This window comes from Mesorhizobium sp. LMG 17147 (genome assembly GCF_024297145.1).
GTDB lineage: Bacteria > Pseudomonadota > Alphaproteobacteria > Rhizobiales > Rhizobiaceae > Mesorhizobium.
In genome coordinates this window covers 526,698-547,712 of sequence record NZ_JANCTC010000001.1, presented here as the reverse complement: position 1 = coordinate 547,712, position 21,015 = coordinate 526,698, and the positions used below count along the sequence as shown (strand labels likewise).

Below are 21,015 nucleotides of genomic sequence, written 5' to 3'. Positions count from 1 at the left end.
TAGATGACAGAAGATGACGACCGGAAATCAGCGACGCCGGAGGAAATCCGCTCAGCCATCAGAGGATGGGCGGTGCTTGGGGCAATCATCGTTGCCGTGTTTGGTGCCGCTTACGTCATGATCGATAGTTGAATGACCGACCATCCTGGTCGCCCCGATGGACTGCCTGAAAAGATCGGCACGGTCCTTGGTGCATTGGTGGTGATCGGCACGTTCGGGCTTCTGGCTTGGACCGTGCTTCGCGGCGTCCTTTATTGAACCCGGCCCGTCAGGATCATCTCCTGCAGCGGCCGCGTCTCGGGCCGATCTCCTCGTAGTAACGGATGGTCTTGGCCGGCAGGCCAGAGCGCTGGGCAGCGTCACCGACATTCAAGGTGATTTCCTCGTCCTCCCGGTTCTTGTTCTTGGCCCATTGATTTTGCAGCATAATCCTGCGGGGGCTGTTGCCGAAATGCCATAGTCGCGGGTTTACCAGCACGCAAGCCCAAGGATATAGGCATCGCCCGCTTGGCAAGCAAAGCAAATGCCAGCATGAATGAAGATGAAAAAAGCGGCCGACTCGAGCCGCTGTTGTTTGGGCAGGCATCGGACCTTTTCATGCGCATGAAGTCACTTGCAATCGTCGCGGCCCTGGCGCTGTCGACGGCTGTCGCCGGTTGCAGCACCATCGGCTCCCAGATCTTCACCAACAATTACGGCGCGGTGACCGATGCCGGCTATCACCTGCCGCGCGTTCCGATCGAAAAGGTGCCGTTCAAATACCGCCGGCAGATCGTCGACTACGACACCAAGGAAAAGCCGGGCACCATCATCGTCGATACGCAGAACAAGTTTCTCTACTTCGTCATGGGCGACGGCCAGGCGATGCGCTACGGCATCGGCGTCGGCCGTGAGGGTTTCGAATGGCACGGCACCGCCCGTATTGCGCTGAAGCGCGAATGGCCGACCTGGACACCGCCTTCGCAGATGATCAAGCGCCAGCCGGAGCTGGCCAAGTTTGCCGGCGGCATGGAGCCGGGGTTGAAGAACCCGCTCGGCGCGCGCGCCATGTACCTGTTCAACAAGGGCGGCGACATGGGCTACCGCCTGCATGGCAGCCCGGAATGGAATTCGATCGGCAAGGCGATGTCGTCGGGCTGCATCCGGCTAATGAACCAGGACATTATCGACCTCTACGACCGCACCTCGGTCGGCGCCAAGGTCATCGTTCTGTAAGACCATGATCCCGAAAAGTGGGATTTCGGACAAGACCATGGTCAAACAGGAAGAGCTTTATACGCGGACCGTCTAGGCAACACACAGACGTCGCAAACAGAAAACCGGGCACTTTTGCCCGGTTTTTTGTTGTCTATCGATGTTGACAATGGAACGGCGCGTCAGGAGACCTGTTCGACGTGCTGCACTTCCGGCACAAAGTGCCGCAGCAGGTTCTGGATGCCGTGCTTCAGCGTCGCCGTCGACGACGGGCAGCCGGCGCAGGCGCCCTTCATGTGCAGGAACACTGTGCCGTTCTCGAAGCCACGGAAGGTGATGTCGCCGCCATCCTGGGCCACGGCCGGGCGCACCCGCGTGTCGAGCAGCTCCTTGATGGTGACGACCAGCTCCTCGTCGGCCTTGTCGTAGAATTCGCCGGTCTGGCTGGTCTCGGCGGCGGGGCCGGCCTTGGCCATCACCGGGGCGCCGGACATGAAATGCTCCATAATGGCGCCGAGGATAGCCGGCTTCAGATGCTGCCAGTCGGGGCCATCCTTGGTCACCGTGATGAAATCATAGCCGAAGAAGACGCCGGTGACGCCGGGAATCTCGAACAGCCGGCCGGCCAGCGGCGAAGCCGTCGCGGCACTGTCGGCATCGCGGAAATCGGCGGTGCCTTCTTGCAGCACTTCCTTGCCGGGCAGGAATTTCAGCGTCGCCGGGTTTGGCGTCGACTCGGTCTGGATGAACATGGCCGTCTCCGTGCCCATTTCGGGCAGCTAGTTTGGAATAGTTCTAATTAGGCTTTATCCGCCCGACATTCAAGCGAAAGCCATCGCCGGGAACGGCTGGCTGGCGGAATGTTTTGCTAGCGCCCTGAAACGCATGGAGATGTGTTGAGATTCAGGTCAGGCAGAGCCGAAAATGGTGGGTTCCGAGAACCGGAGCGGAGCGTACTTTTGGTACGTGAGCACCGGAAGCGCAGGAAGCCGCCACTTGCAGGCCGGCCTCACCTGAATATCAGCGCATCTCAGGCGAGGCTGTCGATCTCTTCGTCCGACAGGTTCTGCGGCACCACCGTGACGGGAATCGGAAAGGCGGCGCCCTTGCCGGCGACCGCGCCGACCAGCGGCCCTGGCCCCTCCTTGCCGGCGCCTGCCGCCAGCACCAGGATGGCGATGTCCTGGTCTTCCTCGATCAGCTTGTGAATCTCTTCGGTCGGCTTGCCTTCGCGCACCACCAGTTCCGGCTCGATGCCGAGCTTCTGGCGCACCTTGTTGGCATAGCTGTCGAGTGCGGCACGCGCCGTGGCGGTCGCCTCCTCGCGCATGATCTTCTCGACGCCCAGCCAGTGCTGGAAATCATCCGGCTCGATGACATAGAGCAGCACCAGCACGCCGCCTGTGCTTTGCGCCCGCTTCGAGGCATAGGCGACGGCGCGCTCGCATTCCGGCGTGTCGTCGATGATCGCCAGGAACTTGCGGCGATGACCGGCTTCCCGGCTGAGGCGTTTGGAGACCATATTCACCCTGTTCGATGGTTTCGATCGCAATCTGCCACCGCCACAGCCCGCCCGCAAGCGACAGGCGGCTGTGGCAATGCTGGTGCGGCTTGAAGCGCGTCGCGTTCGACCAGCGACGCCCTTCAGGTTCTTGTTTTATGCATGTCGTTATCGCAAACCGCTGCACACCCTCGGGTCAAGCCCGAGGGCATGCTTTTGCGCGACATGCATTAGCCTTGCAGCAGGCCGATAATGTCGCGCACGGTCTTCATGGTCGCTTCGGCCAATGTGCCGGCACGCTCGCCGCCATCCCGCAGCACCGCGTCGACATAGGCGCGGTCGCCGGAGATGCGGCGCATCTCACCGGCGATCGGCGCCAGCTTTTCCACGGCGAGATCGGCAAGCGCCGGCTTGAACACCGAAAACTGCTGGCCGCCGAACTCTTGCAGCACCGCCTCTTTCGATATTTCGGCGAGGCCGGCATAGATGCCGACGAGGTTCTCCGCTTCCGGCCGGCCGGCAAGGCCGTCCAGTTCGCCGGGCAAAGCCTCCGGGTCGGTCTTGGCCTTGCGGATCTTCTTCGAGATGGCGTCGGCATCGTCAGTCAGGTTGATGCGCGACAGGTCCGACGGGTCGGATTTCGACATCTTCTTCGAACCGTCGCGCAGCGACATGATGCGTGCCGCCGGGCCGCCGATGACCGGCTCGGTCAGCGGGAAATAGCCGTTCACCGTCTCCTCGCCGACCTGCATCTCGACGCCAACGCCAAGCGCTGCGATGCGGTCCGAAAAGTCGTTGTTGAATTTCTTCGCGATGTCGCGGGTCAGCTCCAGATGCTGCTTCTGGTCGTCGCCGACCGGCACGTGGGTGGCGCGGTAGACGAGGATGTCGGCGGCCATCAGGGAGGGATAGGCGAGCAGGCCGAGCGAGGCGTTCTCGCGGTCCTTGCCGGCCTTGTCCTTGAACTGCGTCATGCGGTTCATCCAACCGATGCGCGCCACGCAGTTGAAGATCCAGGCAAGCTCGGCGTGCTGCATCACCCGCGACTGGTTGAAGACGATGTGCTTGGTCGGGTCGATGCCGGAGGCGAGAAACGCCGCGGTGATCGAACGCGTCTGATCCTGAAGATCCTCATGGACGAGCTGTGCGGTCAGCGAATGCAGATCGACAACGCAGTAGATGCAGTCGGAGGTGTCCTGCAGGGCGACGAATTTCTTGATGGCGCCGAGATAGTTGCCGAGATGCAGATTGCCGGTTGGCTGGACGCCGGAAAAGACGAGTGGCTTGAAGGCGGGCTGGTTGAGGTCGGTCATGGTGTTTCCATGGCTTGTGGAGGGCCGTTTCGCGCGCGGCGAAAGTCTTGCGACGGCGCGCTTATGGACGAGAGCGAGGAGACGATCAAGAGGGCGTCAGCTGCGTTACGCAGGGCTTGACTTCGGCCGAGCAGAAGGCTGTTTGAAAAGGGTGGCGCCGACCAGAAACAAAAAACCGCCTTGCGGCGGGTTCTCGGCGCCAATCAGCACCATACCGAAATTAGTAGCATAGCTGCCGGCACAAAGCAAGAACAAAATAGCTCGCCTTGGCAATCGCTTCGATTTGGCTCAGCACGCCACGTTGACGGATTGATGTAGATAGCTACATAATAGTTGCTACATGGGAACAAAACAATGACGATCAACATCAACAACAAGGAAGCGGACAGCCTGACGCGGGCTTTTGCCAGGCTTGAGGGGGTCGGGATCACCGAGGCGATCATGATCGCCATGCGCGAAGCTCTGGAGCGCCGGCGCAATCGCGAGACGCCGCTGGAGACGGCGGCACGGCTCCGAGCTGAATTCGGTATTGAGCTGAGCGAGCAGGCGCGCAAGCCGCTCCCGCGCTCGGTCTACGACGAATTGTCCGGTGAAGACTGATGTTCATCGATGCAGCCGCTATCGTTGCAATACTGAGCAACGAGACCGAAGCCCAGCGCTGCGCGGGGGCGGTCATGAAAGCGTCGGCTCCGTTCACGTCGGCTATCGCGGTTTGGGAAGCCGCGATGGCGCTTTCGCGATCGGAAAAACTAGCCATCCCGGTCGCCACAAGCCTCAAAATAGTCAGCCGTTTTCTCGAAGAGCGTGGAATCACCTTGCGGGAGCTTCCGCCTGCCTCTGACGCAGCATCCCTGGCTGTTGAGGCTGCATCGCGGTTTCGCAACAACCCTGGCCGCCTGAACCTGGCCGACTGTTTCCACTACGCTTGCGCGCGCTACTACGCCGTTCCGATGCTTTCGACGGCGGACGAATTCCGCTTCACGGATCTGGAGACTGTTGCTTGACCGGCCGGGAGCCCTTGCGCCCGATATTACGGCGGATCATGCCGAAATCGGCGCCGCCGGTGGCGAAGGCGGTGACGAAGTAAAGCAGCGCCCCGCCGGCGACGAGCGCAAGCAGGGTTACCGCCTTGATCACCAGTGGCGAGCCGGAGCCGAGACTTGCGGCGAACCAGTCTTCGGCAAAATAGAGCGCCGCGGCCATCACCGCCGCCGACAGCACCAGCCGCGGGATGCGTCTCATGAGCGGCACGTCGCGGCCCCAATGGCCGCGCCGGATCAGCACGGCGAGCAGCATCGCCGCATTGACCCAGCCGGCGACAGCGGAGGCAACGGCAATGCCGGGCGCGCCCATGGTCGGAAACAGCGTCAGCGCCGTCGTAATGTTAACCGCCACCGAGATGGCGGCAAAAACCATCGGCGTCCGCGTGTCCTCGCGGGCGAAATAGCCCGGGGTGAACGCCTTGATCAGCACGAAGGCCGGCAGGCCGAGGCCGAAGATCGCCAGTATTGCCGCGACCGTCGGTGTCGAATTGTTGGCGGCGAAGGCGCCGCGCTCATAGACCAGCCGCACGATCGGCTCGGACATGACCAGCAGGGCGGCCGCCGCTGGCAACGTCATGAAAAGGGTAAACTCGACCGAGCGGTTCTGCAGATTGGCGGCCTCGACCAGATTGCCTGATTTCAGCGCCCGCGACAGTTCCGGCAGAAGCACGATGGCGACGGCGACGCCGACGACGCCCAACGGCAGCTGGTAAACGCGGTCGGCATAGGCCAGCGACGACACCGCGCTGTCCTGCGCCGACGCGATCGCGGTGCCGATCAGCTGGTTGATCTGGGTGATGCCGCCGGTGATAGCCGCCGGCAGCGCCAGGATCAGCAGCCGCTTGACGTTCGGCGTCATCTTCGGCCGGCGGAAGCCGATCGAGATGCCGGCATGGCGCACCGCCGCCCAGACGATCGCCAGCTGCACCAGGCCGGCCGCCAGCACACCCCAGGCCAGGCCGAAACCAACGGTGCGGGCGTCCGAACCCTTGTACCAGGCATAGGCGAGCACGGCGATAAGGATGACGTTGAGGAACACCGGTGCCACGGCGGCGGCGAAGTAGCGGCGCAGCGAGTTCAGCATGCCGGCCATCATGGCGCCGAGCGACATGCAGATCAGGTAGGGGAACATGACGGTCGCCAGCGCCACCGTCGTTTCGAATTTTCCCGGCGTATCGGCAAAGCCCGGCGCCACTAGGTAGCGCACGATCAGCGGCATCGCCAGTTCCATGGCAATGGTCAGCGCCAGAAGCGCCGTGAACAAGACGCCGAACACCTCTTCGGAAAAACGCTTGGCGCCATCGGTGCCGTGCGTCTCTATCTCCTTGGCGAACAGCGGCACGAAGGCGGCGTTGAAGGCGCCTTCGGCGAACAGCCGGCGAAAGGTGTTGGGGAACTGGAAGGCGGCGTTGAAGGCGTCGGCGATCGGCCCGGTGCCGAGTGCGGCGGCCATCAGCATCTCGCGGCCGAAGCCGAGGGCGCGGCTCATCAGCGTGCCGGAAGCGACCGTGGCGAATTTCTTGACAAGGCTCATGCGCTTGAAGACTGCCTGTGGGATTGGGGCAAATGGAAGGTAACAGTCACTCGGCGGCCGTTTTGGTCTTGCCGCGCTCGGACGCCGTGCCCTCGAGCACCGCGATCAGCCTGTTGCGGATGGTCGCCGTACGCGACGGGCTGTCGATCTTCTGGCCGGTGAGATCGGTGACGTAGAACGTGTCGATAACCTTTTCGCCGAAGGTGGTGATGTGGGCCGAGGCGATGTCGAGCGACAGGTCCGACAACATGCCGGTGATCTCCGACAGAAGGCCCGGCCTATCCAGCCCCTCGACCTCGATCACCGAGAACCGGTTCGACAGGGTGTTGCGGATCTCGGCGCGTGGCGGGATGCGGAAAACCTTGGCGCCGCGCCGCGGCTTGGTGCGCTTCTCGATCATTTCAGGCAGCCAGCTCCTGCCCGACAGCACGTCCTCGATCAGCCGGCCGACGCGCTCGGCGCGGCGGCGCTCGTCCTCGTCGCGGTCGAACTCCCTCGAGATCAGGATGGTGTCGAGCGCCCGGCCATCCGAGGTGGTGAAGATCTGCGCGTCGACGATGTTGCCGCCGGCCGCAGCACAGGCGCCGGCAATCACCGAGAGCAGGCGCGGATGGTCCTGCGCCAGCACGGTGATCTCGGTCACCGCCTCGAACTGGTGAGTCTTGACCATGGTGGCGAGCTTCTTGCCGGCATGGTCGGCTTCGCGGATGAATTCGGCATGGCGGAGCTGGTCGGGAAGATCGACCGCCAGCAAATAGTTCTCGTAGTGCTGGCCGACATAACGCTTGCGGGCCTTTTCCGGCCAGTCGGCAAGCGCCTCGGCGAGTTGTTCGCGCGCCGCCGCCGTCCGTTTGGCGCGCGACACCTCCGAAAACCCGCCGGTCAACAAAAGCTCGGTCTCGTAGTAGAGCGTGCGCAGCAACTGGCCCTTCCAGCCGTTCCAGACCCCAGGCCCGACGCCACGGATATCGCAAACGGTAAGCACCAAAAGCATCTTCAGCCGTTCGACCGACTGCACGATGGCGGCAAAGTCCTCGATCGTCTTGCGGTCGTTGAGATCGCGGGTCTGCGCCGTCATCGACATAACGAGGTGGTTCTCGACCAGCCAGGCAACCGTTTCGGTGTCGGCCGGCGAGAGCCCCATATGCGGGCAGATGCGCCGGGCGATCCTGGCGCCGGCTTGCGAATGGTCCTCCGGCCTGCCTTTGGCGATGTCGTGCAGCAGCACGGCGACATAGAGCGCCTCGCGGCTCTTCTTCAGCCCCGGCATCAGGGAGTGGGAGAGCGGATGGACCTTTTCGCCGTCGCCGCGTTCGATCTCGGCCAGCACGCCGATGCAGCGGATCAAATGCTCGTCCACCGTGTAGTGGTGGTACATCGAGAACTGCATCATGGCGACGATCTTGCCGAAGTCCGGGATCAGCTTGGCAAGCAATCCGGCCTCGTTCATGCGCCGCAGATTGAGCTCGGCGTTGCGGTCCGAGGTCAAGATGTCGAGGAACAGCCGGTTGGCCTCCTCGTCGCGCCTGAGCGCCTTGCCGACGAGGCCGAGCGAACGGGTGAGAAGCTTCAGCGCATCGGGGTGGAATTCCAGGCCGTGCCTGTCGGCAAACCAGAACAGCCTGAGCAGGTTGACCGGATCGCGCTCGAACACCTCGTCGTCGGCAATGTTGATGCGGTGGTTGTCGACGATGAAATCGGCCGTGCCGGCGAGCTTGCGTTTGCGCCGCGAGAAGGTGAGGAAAATGCGGTTGAAGCCCGGCACATGCTTGGCCTGCTCCTCCTCGAGCGCGGCGCAGAAAATGCGGGTCAGGTCACCGACGTCCTTGGCGACGAGGAAGTAGTGCTTCATGAAGCGCTCGACCGCCGACAGGCCGGGATGGGTGGTGTAGCCGAGCCGCTCGGCAATGTCGCGCTGGATATCGAAATGCAGCCGCTCCTCGGCCTTGCCGGTGAGGAAATGCATGTGGCAGCGCACCGCCCACAGGAAGTCCTCGGCCTTCTGGAATTCCCTGTATTCGGCGTCGGTGAAGACACCCTTTTCGACCAGTTCCTCGCCGGTGCGCACCCGGTAGAAATATTTGCCGATCCAGAACAGCGTTTGCAGGTCGCGCAGGCCGCCCTTGCCGTCCTTGACGTTGGGTTCGACCAGATAGCGGCTCTCGCCGGCCTTGGCGTGGCGCTCGTCGCGTTCGGCGAGCTTGGCCTGGACATATTCGGGGCCGGTGGTGCGCACCACTTCGTGGTCGAAGCGCTGCAAAAGCTCGTCATAGAGTTTTTGCTCGCCCCATAGGAAACGCGCTTCCAGGATCGAGGTGCGGATGGTGACGTCGGTGCGCGACAGCCTGAGGCATTCGTCGATGTTGCGCGTGGCGTGGCCGACCTTCAGCCCCAGATCCCACAGCATGTAGAGCATGTATTCGACAATCTGCTCGCCCCATGGCGTCTGCTTGTAGGGCAGCAGGAACAGGAGATCGATGTCGGAGCCCGGCGCCAGCGTGCCGCGGCCGTAGCCGCCGACGGCGACGACCGCCATGCGCTCGGCGGATGACGGGTTTTTCACGCGATAGACGTGGGTGGCGGCGAAATCGTAGAGCGCGCGGATGATCTCGTCCATCAGATGCGACAGCCGGGCGGCGCAGGCGGTGCCGCTGCCGTCGTCCATCAGCATGCGTTCGGCGACCCTGCGGCCGTCGGCGAGCTGGCTTTTGAGGAGCTTGAGAACACCGCTGCGCGCGGCCTTGCCCGAACCGTCGCCTGCCGTGGCCGCGGTCACTTCGGTCATCTCGCGACGCAAGGCCTCGCCGTCGACCAATTCCTCGAGCTTCAGTGATATTCTTGCCATAGATGCCGTTCGGCCTCGCCGTTTCGGCGGCGTCTATAGCGCGTTTTCGCGGCGCTGGGTATGGGGCTGACGGACGCGTTCTCCGCAGCGGTGGAACTGGACGATCGTCTCGTGCCCGCAGCCGGTTCGGTTTGGGATTGGCCGCGAAAAATCGAAAATCGGCCCTTGACCTTCCAGTTACTGGAAGCACTACCTCCGCCGCAACATCGAAATACAGGGGCTTTCGGCATGACGCATTCCGACCACCATCATCACGCCCATGGCAGCTGTTGCTCGGCAAAAGGCGCCACCTCTGCTGCGGACGCCGTCGCCCGCGATCCGGTCTGCGGCGTGACCGTCGATCGGGCCGCCGGCAAGCCGACCGCCGAGCATGGCGGCCATCGCTATCATTTCTGCAGCGAAAGCTGCCGCTCGAAATTCATCGCCGAGCCGGAAAAATACCTGACGGCCACCGATCCCGTCTGCGGCATGAGCGTCGACCGCGCCACGGCCAGGTACTTTTTGCGGCACGCGGGCCAGGGTTTCTATTTCTGCTCCGCCGCTTGCCAGGCGAAATTCGAGGCCGAGCCGGCAAAGTATCTCGGCGACAGGCCGGCGCCGCAGGCGATGCCCAAGGGTACGCAATACACCTGCCCGATGCACCCGGAAATCATCCGCGACAAGCCCGGCTCCTGCCCGATCTGCGGCATGGCGCTGGAGCCGATGGGGGTGCCTACCGGCGACGAGGGACCGAACCCCGAACTGGTCGACTTCACCAGGCGTTTCTGGGTGAGCGCAGTGCTGTCCGTGCCGTTGCTGGTCATCGCCATGGCACCGATGCTCGGCCTGACGTTCCAGGCCTTCATCGACGACCGTGCGAAGGTCTGGCTGGAACTGGCGCTGGCCAGTCCCGTGGTGCTGTGGGCGGCATTCCCGTTCTTCCACCGCGGCTGGGATTCGATCCTCAACCGCAGCCCCAATATGTGGACGCTGATTTCGCTCGGCGTCGGTGCCGCCTATCTCTACAGCGTCGTCGCCACCCTGTTTCCGGGCCTCTTTCCGCACCAGTTCCGCGGCCATGACGGCACCGTGCCGGTTTATTTCGAGGCGGCGGCGGTGATCGTCGCGCTGGTATTCCTCGGCCAGGTGCTGGAATTGCGTGCCCGCGAGAAAACCGGGTCGGCGATCCGTGCGCTGCTCGACCTGGCGCCGACGACGGCGCGGCTGATCGGCGCGGACGGTTCCGAAAACGACGTGCCGCTCGATACGATCAAGGCCGGCGACCGCTTGCGCATCCGCCCCGGCGATGCCGTGCCGGTCGACGGCATTGTGCTCGAAGGACGCTCCTCCATCGACGAATCGATGATCACGGGCGAGCCGCTGCCGGTCGAAAAGACCGAAGGCGACAACCTCACCGGCGGCACGCTCAACAAGAACGGTTCGCTGGTCATGCGCGCCGAAAAGATCGGCGCCGAGACGACGCTGGCACGCATCGTCGAGCTGGTCGCCAAGGCGCAGCGTTCACGCGCACCGATCCAGGGGCTGGCCGACCGCGTCTCGTTCTACTTCGTCCCGGCTGTCGTGCTGGTCGCGATCATTGCGTTCGTCGCCTGGGCGATCATCGGACCGCAACCCAGCCTGGTCTTCGCCATTGTCGCGGCGGTCTCGGTGCTGATCATCGCCTGCCCCTGTGCGCTCGGCCTTGCCACGCCCATGTCGATCATGACCGCCACCGGACGCGGCGCGCATGCCGGCGTGCTGATCAAGGAAGCGGCGGCGCTCGAACGTTTTGCCTCGGTCGACACGCTGATCGTCGACAAGACGGGAACGCTGACGGAAGGCCGGCCGCGACTGACCGACGTCGTCGCCGTCGAAAGCATGGCACAAGACGATCTGCTGGCGCTCGCCGCCGGGCTGGAAAAAGGCTCGGAGCATCCGCTGGCCGAGGCTATCGTCGACGGTGCCCACGAACGCGACGTGAAGGTCCCCGACGCGAGCGATTTCGCGGCCGTCACCGGCAAGGGCGTTTCCGGCACGGTCTCGGGACAGAAGGTGGCGCTCGGCAATGCCGCGATGATGGCCGATCTCGGCATCGACACGGCATCGGTCCTGGCCAGTGCCGAGGCGCTGCAGGCCGATGGCAAGACCGCGATGTTCGTCGCTGTCGCAGGCAAGCTCGCCGGCCTCGTTGCCGTCGCCGATCCGATCAAGGCGACCACCGCCGAGGCGATCAGGGCGCTGCATGACAATGGGCTGAAGATCGTCATGGCGACCGGTGACAATGAGCGCACCGCCAAAGCCATCGCCGCCAAGCTCGGCATCGACGCGGTGCGTGCCGGGCTTTTGCCCGAACAGAAGAACGCGCTGGTCGAGGAATTGCGTGCCGGCGGTGCAGGCGTCGCCATGGCCGGCGATGGCGTCAACGATGCGCCCGCACTTGCCGCCGCCGATGTCGGCATCGCGATGGGCACAGGCGCCGATGTTGCGGTCGAAAGCGCGGGAATAACGCTGGTCAAGGGCGATCTCAACGGCATCGTCAGGGCCAGGACGCTGGCCCGCGCGACGATCCGCAACATCCGCCAGAACCTGTTTTTCGCTTTCCTCTACAATGTGCTTGGCGTGCCGGTCGCTGCCGGCGTGCTCTATCCGCTCACCGGCACGCTGTTGTCGCCGATGCTCGCGGCGGCGGCGATGAGCCTGTCTTCGGTTTCGGTCATCGCCAACGCATTGCGGCTCAGGACGTTGAAACTCTGAGTAAAACTTCCAGATAGACCCTGTTCAAAAAGGAGACGATGAATGACCTTGGCCAAGAAGATCGTGCTGCTGATGATGGCGGCGGGAATGCTGCTTGCTGTTTTCCTCGAAAGCGTTCCGGCACAAGCCGAGGAGATGAAGCACGACATGGGCGCAATGGGCGCGCAGAGCCCCTCGACCGAGGGCTACAAGGCGGCGATGGACAAGATGCATACCGACATGATGGCAATCGAATATTCCGGCAATGCCGATGTCGATTTCGCCCGCGGCATGATCCCGCATCACCAGGCGGCCATCGATATGGCCAAGATCGAGCTCGCCAACGGCAAGGATCCGGAAATCCGCAAGCTGGCGCAAGCAGTGATCGCCGCGCAGCAAGCCGAGATCAAGCAGATGCAGGACTGGCTCGCCGCCCATCCGGTGAAGTAGGCGTCACGCTGTCGGGGAATCCGGACGAGAGGCTTCACCTGGATTTCTGCTTCACCTGGATTTCCCTTGGCGGCTATGGTGCTATCCGGGCCTCGGACTGGAGCATGCCATGCCATCGACGATAAGAACGACCACCCTGCCCTGCGGCGAAGCCGTGCCGGTGCTCGGCCAGGGCACCTGGAAGATGGGCGAGGACGGCCGCCGCCGCGCCGACGAGGCCAATGCCCTGAAGCTCGGGCTGGATCTCGGCATGACGCTGATCGACACCGCCGAAATGTATGCCAGCGGCGGTGCCGAGCAGGTGGTGGCGGAGGCCATCGCCGGGCACCGCGACGAGGTTTTCCTGGTCTCCAAAGTGCTGCCGTCCAATGCCTCGCGCGCCGGCGTGAAACGGGCCTGCGAGAACAGCCTGAGGCATCTCGCCACCGACCGCATCGATCTCTATCTCTTGCATTGGCCGGGCAGCGTTCCTTTGATGGAAACGGTAGAGGCGTTCGAAGCGTTGAAGGCGGCCGGCAAGATCCGCCATTGGGGCGTCAGCAATTTCGATACCGATGAGATGGAAGAGCTGGTTCGGTTGCCGGCCGGCGGCAACGTCCAGACCAACCAGGTGCTCTACAATCTGTCGCAGCGCGGCGTCGAGTTCGACCTCGCCCCGTGGAGCCGGCAACGCGGCATGCCGCTGATGGCCTATTCGCCGGTCGATCAGGGGGTATTGGCGCGCAACGCCAGGTTAGATGCCATCGCCGCCCGCCACGGTGCGACGCCGGCGCAGATCGCACTTGCATGGGTGATGGCGCAGCAGGGCGTGATCGCCATTCCGAAGGCCAGTCGCCTGGAGCATGTCCGGCAGAATGTCGCGGCGTTGGACATCGATCTCACGAGCGAAGATTTCGCCGAAATTGACCGCGCCTTCCCGCCGCCGAGGCGGAAGTCGGGCCTGGCGATGATTTGAGGGTGAAGCTGCCAATCTCCCCCCCTCGTGGGTCCCTCGTGGGGAAGATTGGCCGTTTCGCCGACGCCGCTCCGATTGCAGAAGCCCTACTTCCCCAGAATCCCCTTCAATCTGTACAGCGCCTCCAGCGCCTCCCTTGGCGTCATCTCGTCGGGATTGATCTCCGCTAGCGCCAAACCCAGCCCATCACTCTTCGCCGGCTTCGACGCTTCCCGCTGCGCCGCCACAGAAAACAGCGGCAGGTCGTCGACCAGACGGTTGGCCTTGCCCGAGACCTCGCCCGCTTCGAGCTGGTGCAGCACTTCCTTGGCCCGGCCGACGACGGCTTCCGGCAGGCCGGCCAGCCGCGCCACCTGGACGCCGTAGGAACGGTCGGCCGCACCCTTGCCGACCTCGTGCAGGAAAACCACGTCGCCTTCCCATTCCTTAACCCGCATGGTGACGTTGTGGAGCCGTGTAAGTTTCCCGGCCAGCGCCGTCATTTCGTGGAAATGCGTGGCGAAGATCGCCCGGCAGCGGTTCTTCTCGTGCAGATATTCGACCGCCGCCCAGGCAATCGACAGGCCGTCGAAAGTGGCGGTGCCGCGGCCGATCTCGTCGAGGATGACCAGTGCGCGCTCGCCTGCCTGGTTGAGGATCGCCGCCGTCTCGACCATCTCGACCATGAAAGTCGAGCGGCCGCGCGCCAGGTCGTCGGAGGCGCCGACCCGCGAAAACAACCGATCGACGACGCCGATATGGGCTGATGCCGCGGGCACGAAGGAACCGGTCTGGGCAAGGATGGCGATCAGCGCGTTTTGCCTGAGGAAGGTCGACTTGCCGCCCATATTGGGGCCGGTCAGCAGCCAGATCGCGCCGGTCTTGGCATCGCCTTGCGGCGACAGATCGCAATCATTGGCGACAAACGGGCCTTCGCCGGAACGCCGCAGCGCCTGTTCGACCACCGGGTGGCGTCCGCCCGAAATCTCGAAGGCAAGGCTCGCATCGACCAGCGGCCGGCACCAGGCCTCGCTCTCGGAAAGCAAGGCAAGTGCGGCCGAAACGTCGAGCACGGCGAGCGCTTCGGCGCCGGCACGGATCCTGTCGGCGTGGCCGACCACTTGCGCCGTCAGCGCCTCGAAAGCGGCAAGCTCGATCGCCAGCGCCCGGTCGGCCGCATTGGCGATCTTGGTTTCCAGCTCGGCGAGTTCGGTGGTGGTGAAGCGCATGGCGTTGGCCATGGTCTGGCGATGGATGAAGCGCGCCCTGGCGCCGTTGCTGCCGGTCATCAGCGCATGATGATTGGCGGTGACTTCGATATAATAGCCCAGCACATTGTTGTGCCTGATCTTCAGCGAGCGGATGCCGGTCTCGTCGATCAGCGAGCGCTCCAGCCCGGCGATCACTTTTCGCGACTCGTCGCGCAACGCCCGCATCTCGTCGAGTTCGGCGTGGTAGCCGCCGCGGACGAAGCCGCCGTCGCGCTTGAGCAACGGCAGCTCGTCGCTCAGCGCCTGAGCCAGATGCGCCGCCAGTTCATTGGGCAGCGTCTTGATAGCTTCCAACGCCGCGGCCAGTTCGCCCGGCAAGGCGATTTGGCCGAACAGTTCGGCGATGGCGCCGGCCGCTTCGAAACCGGCGCGCAGCGCGCCGAGGTCGCGCGGGCCGCCGCGGTTGAGCGCCAGCCTGGACAGCGCGCGCGGCATGTCGGCAACGTTCTTCAGGCTTGCCCGCACCGCCTGGCAAAGGCGCGTCTCGGAGCGGAAGAACGACACCGAGTCCAGCCTTGCAGCGATTGCCGCCGGATCGGTCAGCGGCGCCATCAGCCGGTCGGCGAGCAGCCTTGCCCCGCCGCCGGTCACCGTGCGGTCGATCGCCTTGAACAGCGATCCGTCGCGGCTGCCGGACAGCGTGCGCAGCAGTTCGAGGTTGGCGCGCGTCGCCGGGTCGATGAACAGCGTCGAGCCCTGCTCCTCGCGCTCCGGTCGCGACAGCGGCGGCCGCTCGGCTTTCTGCGTCTTTTCGACATAGGCGATGACGCCTGAGATCGCCGACAGCTCGGCGCGCGAAAACGAGCCGAAACTGTCAGGGGTCGCCACCTCGAAGAAGCGGGCGATGCGGCCGGCGGCCGAAGCCGAATCGAACAACGACGGCGGCTGCGGGCTGGCGACACGGCCGAGCACGTCGAAGACCGGTTTCAGCTCCGGGTCGTAAAACACCGGCTCGGCGACGATCAGCTCGCGCGGGTCGACGCGGAAGACATCGGCGAGCAGCCGGTCGGCGGTGGTCTCGGCGACGCGGAAGACACCGGTCGAGATCTCGATCCAGGCCAAGGCAAAGGAATGCTCGGCCCCGCCCTTGACCCGTCCCAGCGCCATCAGAAAACTCGATTCCGACGGCGCCAGCAATTTGTCTTCGGTGATGGTGCCGGGCGTTACCAGCCGCACCACGTCGCGGCGCACCACCGATTTGCCGCCGCGCTTCTTGGCCTCCGCCGGATCCTCGATCTGCTCGCAGACGGCGACGCGGAACCCCTGTCCGATCAGCTTCTGCAGATAATCGTCGGCGGCATGCACCGGCACTCCGCACATCGGGATGTCGAGCCCCTGGTGCTTGCCGCGCTTGGTCAGCACGATGCCGAGCGCCCGGCTTGCTTTCTCGGCGTCGTCGAAGAACAGCTCGTAGAAATCGCCCATGCGGTAGAACAGCAGCGAATCCGGGTTCGCCGCTTTGATCTCGATATACTGCTCCATCATCGGCGTCGCCGGCGCGAAGGCCGGCGTGGCATTGTCGCTTCGAATGGGCGTCTCGTCGTTCAAGAAGCTGCTTCCAAAATTTTCCAGGCCATGCTTGGCGGTTTACAGCGGCGAAGTGTAGCCTTAATCCCGAACCTTCCACAAAAGAAAGCATGCGCACCCACCTCAAGCGGTGCCGTACGGGCGAGGAACCGAAAGCATCATGGCCAAGAAATCCGAAAGCAACGGGCCCTCCGTCAGCGCCCAGGAGGCATTGGAATTCCATGCCATGGGACGTCCGGGCAAGCTGGAGATCGTCGCCACAAAACCGATGGCGACGCAGCGCGATCTCAGCCTCGCCTATTCGCCGGGCGTTGCCGTGCCGGTTCTCGCCATCGCCGAGGATCCGAGCCGCGCCTTCGACTATACGGTTCGCGGCAACATGGTCGCCGTCATCTCCAACGGTACCGCCATCCTTGGCCTCGGCAATCTCGGCGCGCTTGCTTCGAAGCCAGTGATGGAAGGCAAGGCGGTGCTGTTCAAGCGCTTCGCCGACGTCGATTCCATCGATCTCGAGGTCGACACCGAGGATGCCGACGAATTCATCAACTGCGTGCGTTTTCTCGGCCCCTCCTTCGGCGGCATCAACCTCGAGGACATCAAAGCGCCGGAGTGTTTCATCATCGAGCAGCGGCTGCGCGAGCTGATGGACATACCGGTCTTCCATGACGACCAGCACGGCACCGCCATCATTTCGGCCGCCGGCCTGATCAACGCGCTGGAAATCACTGGCCGCGACATGAAGACCACGAAAATGGTCTGCAACGGCGCCGGCGCTGCCGGCATCGCCTGCATCGAACTGATGAAGGCGATGGGCTTTGCGCCAGAAAATATCATCCTATGCGACACCAAGGGCGTGGTCTTCCAGGGCCGCACCGAAGGCATGAACCAGTGGAAATCGGCGCACGCCGTGAAAACCGGTGCGCGCTCGCTGGCCGAAGCGCTGGACGGCGCCGACGTGTTCCTCGGCCTCTCGGCCAAGGGCACGCTGACCACCAGGATGGTGCAGTCGATGGCCAAGAACCCGATCATCTTCGCCATGGCCAATCCCGACCCCGAGATCACGCCGGAGGAGGTCGCCGAGATCCGCACCGACGCCATCATGGCGACGGGGCGGTCCGACTATCCCAACCAGGTCAACAACGTGCTTGGCTTCCCCTACATCTTCCGCGGCGCGCTCGATGTGCGGGCAACCACCATCAACGACGACATGAAGATCGCCGCGGCCAAAGCGCTCGCCGAACTGGCGCGCCAGGACGTGCCCGACGACGTCGCCGCCGCCTATCAGGGCATGCGGCCGAAATTTGGTCCAAACTACATCATCCCGGTGCCGTTCGATCCGCGCCTGATCTCGGCGATCCCGATCGCGGTCGCCAAGGCGGCGATGGACTCCGGCGTCGCCCGCAAGCCGATCCTCGATCTGGACCGCTACGCGCAGGAGCTTTCCGCCCGCCGCGACCCGATCGCATCGACGCTGCAGCGCATCTACGACCGGGTGCGCCGCCAGCCCAAGCGCATCGTCTTTGCCGAGGGCGAGGAGGAGCAGGTGATGCGCGCCGCCGTCTCCTATGTGAACCAGCGGCTCGGCACCGCCATCCTGCTCGGCCGCGACGACATCATCAAGGAAAACGCCAGGAACGCCGGCATCGACCTCGGCAAGCAAGGCATCGAGATCATCAATGCGCGGCTGTCGCGGCGCAACTCGGTCTACGCCGACTATCTCTACGAGCGCATGCAGCGCAAAGGCTTCCTGTTCCGCGACTGCCAGCGGCTGATCAACAACGACCGCAACCATTTCGCCGCCTGCATGGTGGCGCTGGGCGATGCCGACGGCATCGTCACCGGTGTCACCCGCAACTATTCGACGGCGCTCGATGACATCCGCCGCGTCATCGACGCAAGGCCCGGCCACTGCGTTATCGGCGTGTCGATCGTGCTGGCGCGGGGCCGCACCGTCCTCGTTGCCGACACCGCCGTGCACGACATGCCGAATGCTGAACAGATCGCCGACATCGCCGAGGAGGCCGCCGGCTTTGCCCGCCGCATGGGCTACGAGCCGAGGCTCGCCATGCTCGCCTATTCGACTTTCGGCCATCCGCAAGGCGAGCGCTCCGAGCGCGTCCAGGAAGCGGTGCGCATCCTCGACAAGCGCCGCGTCGATTTCGAGTATGACGGCGAGATGGCCGCCGACGTGGCGCTCAACGCCCGTGCCATGGCGCAGTACCCGTTCATCCGGCTCACCGGCCCGGCCAACGTGCTGGTCATGCCGGCGTTCCACTCGGCCTCGATCTCGACCAAGATGCTGCAGGAACTCGGCGGCTCGACCGTCATCGGCCCGCTGCTGGTCGGCCTGAACAAGCCGGTTCAGATCGTCTCGCTGAATGCGAAGGACAGCGACATCGTCAACATGGCGGCGATTGCGGCGTATAGCGCGGGGGCTTGAGGTAAACGGTTCGACTTAATATTTAGCTATTGCCAACCATAGAGGGTCTTTGCTCGACTTTAATTCATCCAGGATGGTTTGCATTCGTGGAGCATGTGCTCGCACAGGAGCGTATACGTTTCCTTCGTCTCCTTTGAAGCTGGTCAGAAGCCCCTCTGTAATCATGGCACTGAGTATTTTTTTCGAAAGGTTTTTTGTTCCGACCATCCCCAATCCTCGGAGTAATGCTTCTTCTTTGCGACCGCTTCCCTTCTGGAAAAATGTCTTTCGGATTATTGTAATTAGGATTTCATGCGAGGGTTGAAGACCAATTTTTCGTATACGCGAGATACTTTCGACCGAGTCAAACTGCTCTGCATCCAAAGACGAAATCCATTGGGGCAGCCCCGCAGCAGACGCTATGCCACTTACCTTTGGAGTGGCACAGTTGGCTAAGGTCACGTTGGTTGCTTTTTTTGCTGGAAGAGCAAGTTCCCCAATGTATGAGTTAGTAACGGTCAGATTTCGGAGCTCACGCTCAAAAAGAGGAAAGTAGAGAAAGTCGCCATGGTCAATTTTGAGGCCACTGAAGTCCATCGACGATCCATCGGTTTCGCGGCTTAGTGAAGACACTAAATCGCTCGCCAAAACCATGTTTCCGAGTTGTGAAAATCGTTCAGCCAGAGAAAGCCGTAGCTTGGCGGTGGAGGTGCTGTCCAAAGCCAAAACACGCTGACCCAGGTCATCCAAGGCATTGTGCCATTTTGCCCCAGAGACAGCCGCTATCTCGATTTCCGTGCCAATGCAGATTCGAGCAGCATCTTTGGCCCTCAGCCCGTCAAGAATATAGACGTCAACGAACTGCCGATCGTTCGTTTCGGCGCTGACACGTCCGAGGCTAGGTAGCCGCTGCAACATCAATGACGCTTCTTCAATTGGGGCAGCGCCCGTCACCGCTTCGAACGCACTTTGAAGCTCATTTAGCGATATGGGACCAACATTTGCGGCCTTGGTCCGCGTAAGTCGGGCAAGTTGAACGAAGATAGCGAAAATGGTGTCGGAATCAAACGATACGTGAATCCGCGCGTCACGTTCACAAATTACGCGAATAAAGTGATTCCAGAAATCGACCTCGTTTCCTTCGCTGCCAAACATCGTGTTAAACGTTTCAGCGTCAAGATTTGCTATCGTCTGACATATCAAGGGACGCCGAGGTAGCCAGCTTGGGATGTCGACTTCCATGTCTAGCTGGCTGAAATATTCTAGAAGTTCGGTATCACTGAATTCGTTTTTCGAGCGAGATACTATGGTTTTCTTTGGATCTAGGCCAAGGGCAGAAAACATCTCTGCACTATTTGGAAAATAGTGCTCTCGTCCGGTTATCAGAACGCCACCTTTGGATTCGGTGATTATATTTTTTACGCCCTGTAGGGATTTTGCACGGATAATCTTCAGCTTCTGTCCGTCGTTGCTCCAGGCCTGTGAGCCTACTTCGTCAAAGCCATCCAGCATAAGAGCGACGGAGCCGCTCTTGAATGCACGGATTGCGGCTCCTTCAAGATCGTCTAGACCTAAGTCTTGGAGATGCCTCCGCAGCAATTCGCTGCTTCTGCTGAGTCCCCATGACTGTCTCAGATTAATGGCGACGGGATACGCCAAGGTCTCGACGGCGTGCGTGCTTAAAAGCCGGAATACCTCTCTAATACAACGGCTCTTTAGACTACCGTATTCGCCGAGAAGAATGATTCTCGATCCCTCTTTTAACCATCGAGCAATTTCATGAGAGGTAACATCCGACACACGGCCATCTATCGTATAGCGAACGGGGACGTAAGCCGTCTCATCGCTTTCGCCCGTGAGTGGGTCGACGGAGCTTCCAAACGGAGCGCTCTGACGAGCAACGCTGTAACGGTCGAAGTCGAAAAATAGTCGTGAAAATTCGGAAATTGAAAGAACTTGAATGTGATGTGAAGCACCAGCTTCCTTCATGCTGTTGGTAATAGGCCCGTTAACAACACAGAATGATTTCGCCAGAACGCCGCGGGAATAAGAATCGGCCTTTGCAGTTATGAGTTTGGTGATGTCCGTGCGAACTTTGGCCAGGGTTCGATCTTCTGTGATTTCAACGTGAATGCTAACTTCTGAATCAATAGCGATTGCGCCATCGATATTTACGCCTCCGATCTTAGTGGGTAGGCAAGGCTTCCCCCAAATGTGCTGGGCAAGCCCGCGCACCTTATCCTCGAATTTGTCCCATGACTTATCCATATCG

Annotated in this window: 16 protein-coding genes and 1 pseudogene; 9 read left to right on the top strand and 8 right to left on the bottom strand. The window is 62.4% G+C overall.

The features are described 5' to 3' along the window. The first annotated feature begins 3 nt into the window (after window positions 1-3). Together NMG46_RS29655 and NMG46_RS29650 are read left to right on the top strand one after the other, a co-directional pair. Window positions 4-132 (top strand): hypothetical protein, encoded by a 129-nt coding sequence (locus NMG46_RS29655; RefSeq protein WP_302893588.1) that lies wholly within the window; start codon window positions 4-6, stop codon window positions 130-132. Continuing rightward, window positions 133-258 carry a hypothetical protein gene (locus tag NMG46_RS29650; protein WP_302893587.1) on the top strand — a complete coding sequence of 42 codons (126 nt, stop codon included), beginning with the start codon at window positions 133-135 and terminating at the stop codon, window positions 256-258. A 43-nt stretch (window positions 259-301) separates the two neighbouring features. On the opposite strand, the pseudogene NMG46_RS02670 reads toward NMG46_RS29650, so the two are convergent. After that, window positions 302-373: pseudogene (locus NMG46_RS02670) on the bottom strand (MerR family DNA-binding transcriptional regulator); the annotation flags it as partial. Between the two features lie 224 nt (window positions 374-597). Here NMG46_RS02670 and NMG46_RS02665 point away from each other — a divergent pair. After that, window positions 598-1,215, top strand: a complete 618-nt coding sequence (locus NMG46_RS02665; RefSeq protein WP_254816165.1) for a L,D-transpeptidase — start codon at window positions 598-600, stop codon at window positions 1,213-1,215. Between the two features lie 161 nt (window positions 1,216-1,376). Here the strand turns inward: NMG46_RS02665 and NMG46_RS02660 are convergent, their stop codons facing one another. The 3 genes from NMG46_RS02660 to trpS all read right to left on the bottom strand — a co-directional run bounded on the left by NMG46_RS02660 (window position 1,377) and on the right by trpS (window position 4,008). Continuing rightward, window positions 1,377-1,946 (bottom strand): NifU family protein, encoded by a 570-nt coding sequence (locus NMG46_RS02660; RefSeq protein WP_023676386.1) that lies wholly within the window; start codon window positions 1,944-1,946, stop codon window positions 1,377-1,379. A 278-nt stretch (window positions 1,947-2,224) separates the two neighbouring features. Next, on the bottom strand, window positions 2,225-2,716 hold the full coding sequence (locus NMG46_RS02655) for a universal stress protein (RefSeq protein WP_023717912.1): 492 nt from the start codon (window positions 2,714-2,716) through the stop codon (window positions 2,225-2,227). A gap of 209 nt (window positions 2,717-2,925) precedes the next feature. Further along, on the bottom strand, window positions 2,926-4,008 hold the full coding sequence (trpS, locus tag NMG46_RS02650) for a tryptophan--tRNA ligase (protein ID WP_254816164.1): 1,083 nt from the start codon (window positions 4,006-4,008) through the stop codon (window positions 2,926-2,928). A gap of 354 nt (window positions 4,009-4,362) precedes the next feature. On the opposite strand from trpS, the gene NMG46_RS02645 reads away from it, so the two are divergent. Both NMG46_RS02645 and NMG46_RS02640 read left to right on the top strand, forming a co-directional pair. Then, entirely contained in the window at window positions 4,363-4,608 is a 246-nt protein-coding gene (locus NMG46_RS02645) for a type II toxin-antitoxin system VapB family antitoxin (protein WP_254816163.1), read from the top strand. Continuing rightward, window positions 4,608-5,012 (top strand): type II toxin-antitoxin system VapC family toxin, encoded by a 405-nt coding sequence (locus NMG46_RS02640; protein WP_254816162.1) that lies wholly within the window; start codon window positions 4,608-4,610, stop codon window positions 5,010-5,012. The genes NMG46_RS02645 and NMG46_RS02640 overlap by 1 nt, the downstream gene beginning before the upstream one ends. On the opposite strand, the gene murJ is transcribed toward NMG46_RS02640, so the two are convergent. Both murJ and NMG46_RS02630 read right to left on the bottom strand, forming a co-directional pair. After that, window positions 4,987-6,585 (bottom strand): murein biosynthesis integral membrane protein MurJ, encoded by a 1,599-nt coding sequence (murJ, locus tag NMG46_RS02635; protein ID WP_254816161.1) that lies wholly within the window; start codon window positions 6,583-6,585, stop codon window positions 4,987-4,989. The two genes, NMG46_RS02640 and murJ, sit on opposite strands and share 26 nt — an antisense overlap. A gap of 46 nt (window positions 6,586-6,631) precedes the next feature. Next, window positions 6,632-9,430: a [protein-PII] uridylyltransferase gene (locus NMG46_RS02630; RefSeq protein WP_254816160.1), complete on the bottom strand. Its 2,799-nt coding sequence runs from the start codon at window positions 9,428-9,430 to the stop codon at window positions 6,632-6,634. A 228-nt stretch (window positions 9,431-9,658) separates the two neighbouring features. Here NMG46_RS02630 and NMG46_RS02625 point away from each other — a divergent pair, with 228 nt between their 5' ends. The 3 genes from NMG46_RS02625 to NMG46_RS02615 all read left to right on the top strand — a co-directional run bounded on the left by NMG46_RS02625 (window position 9,659) and on the right by NMG46_RS02615 (window position 13,547). Next, window positions 9,659-12,163, top strand: a complete 2,505-nt coding sequence (locus tag NMG46_RS02625) for a heavy metal translocating P-type ATPase (RefSeq protein WP_254816159.1) — start codon at window positions 9,659-9,661, stop codon at window positions 12,161-12,163. A gap of 42 nt (window positions 12,164-12,205) precedes the next feature. Then, window positions 12,206-12,592, top strand: coding sequence for a DUF305 domain-containing protein (locus NMG46_RS02620; RefSeq protein WP_254816158.1), 387 nt, complete (start codon window positions 12,206-12,208; stop codon window positions 12,590-12,592). A 109-nt stretch (window positions 12,593-12,701) separates the two neighbouring features. After that, a complete protein-coding gene (locus tag NMG46_RS02615) occupies window positions 12,702-13,547 on the top strand; it encodes an aldo/keto reductase (protein WP_254816157.1) in 846 nt (281 codons plus the stop codon). 86 nt (window positions 13,548-13,633) lie between these two features. Here NMG46_RS02615 and mutS read toward each other — a convergent pair whose 3' ends face one another. Beyond that, a complete protein-coding gene (gene mutS / locus NMG46_RS02610) occupies window positions 13,634-16,282 on the bottom strand; it encodes a DNA mismatch repair protein MutS (RefSeq protein ID WP_254816393.1) in 2,649 nt (882 codons plus the stop codon). A gap of 202 nt (window positions 16,283-16,484) precedes the next feature. Here mutS and NMG46_RS02605 point away from each other — a divergent pair, with 202 nt between their 5' ends. Continuing rightward, window positions 16,485-18,764 (top strand): NADP-dependent malic enzyme, encoded by a 2,280-nt coding sequence (locus NMG46_RS02605; protein WP_254816156.1) that lies wholly within the window; start codon window positions 16,485-16,487, stop codon window positions 18,762-18,764. A gap of 15 nt (window positions 18,765-18,779) precedes the next feature. On the opposite strand, the gene NMG46_RS02600 is transcribed toward NMG46_RS02605, so the two are convergent. Then, window positions 18,780-21,011: a hypothetical protein gene (locus tag NMG46_RS02600; protein WP_254816155.1), complete on the bottom strand. Its 2,232-nt coding sequence runs from the start codon at window positions 21,009-21,011 to the stop codon at window positions 18,780-18,782. Window positions 21,012-21,015 lie beyond the last annotated feature (4 nt).

What these genes read in the sequence shown, in the direction of transcription:
- NMG46_RS29655 (WP_302893588.1), top strand. Translation starts at nt 4, where the DNA reads ATGACAGAAGATGACGACCGGAAATCAGCGACGCCGGAGGAAATCCGC.
- NMG46_RS29650 (WP_302893587.1), top strand. Translation starts at nt 133, where the DNA reads ATGACCGACCATCCTGGTCGCCCCGATGGACTGCCTGAAAAGATCGGC.
- NMG46_RS02665 (WP_254816165.1), top strand. Translation starts at nt 598, where the DNA reads ATGCGCATGAAGTCACTTGCAATCGTCGCGGCCCTGGCGCTGTCGACG.
- NMG46_RS02660 (WP_023676386.1), bottom strand. Translation starts at nt 1,946, where the DNA reads ATGTTCATCCAGACCGAGTCGACGCCAAACCCGGCGACGCTGAAATTC.
- NMG46_RS02655 (WP_023717912.1), bottom strand. Translation starts at nt 2,716, where the DNA reads ATGGTCTCCAAACGCCTCAGCCGGGAAGCCGGTCATCGCCGCAAGTTC.
- trpS (WP_254816164.1), bottom strand. Translation starts at nt 4,008, where the DNA reads ATGACCGACCTCAACCAGCCCGCCTTCAAGCCACTCGTCTTTTCCGGC.
- NMG46_RS02645 (WP_254816163.1), top strand. Translation starts at nt 4,363, where the DNA reads ATGACGATCAACATCAACAACAAGGAAGCGGACAGCCTGACGCGGGCT.
- NMG46_RS02640 (WP_254816162.1), top strand. Translation starts at nt 4,608, where the DNA reads ATGTTCATCGATGCAGCCGCTATCGTTGCAATACTGAGCAACGAGACC.
- murJ (WP_254816161.1), bottom strand. Translation starts at nt 6,585, where the DNA reads ATGAGCCTTGTCAAGAAATTCGCCACGGTCGCTTCCGGCACGCTGATG.
- NMG46_RS02630 (WP_254816160.1), bottom strand. Translation starts at nt 9,430, where the DNA reads ATGGCAAGAATATCACTGAAGCTCGAGGAATTGGTCGACGGCGAGGCC.
- NMG46_RS02625 (WP_254816159.1), top strand. Translation starts at nt 9,659, where the DNA reads ATGACGCATTCCGACCACCATCATCACGCCCATGGCAGCTGTTGCTCG.
- NMG46_RS02620 (WP_254816158.1), top strand. Translation starts at nt 12,206, where the DNA reads ATGACCTTGGCCAAGAAGATCGTGCTGCTGATGATGGCGGCGGGAATG.
- NMG46_RS02615 (WP_254816157.1), top strand. Translation starts at nt 12,702, where the DNA reads ATGCCATCGACGATAAGAACGACCACCCTGCCCTGCGGCGAAGCCGTG.
- mutS (WP_254816393.1), bottom strand. Translation starts at nt 16,282, where the DNA reads ATGATGGAGCAGTATATCGAGATCAAAGCGGCGAACCCGGATTCGCTG.
- NMG46_RS02605 (WP_254816156.1), top strand. Translation starts at nt 16,485, where the DNA reads ATGGCCAAGAAATCCGAAAGCAACGGGCCCTCCGTCAGCGCCCAGGAG.
- NMG46_RS02600 (WP_254816155.1), bottom strand. Translation starts at nt 21,011, where the DNA reads ATGGATAAGTCATGGGACAAATTCGAGGATAAGGTGCGCGGGCTTGCC.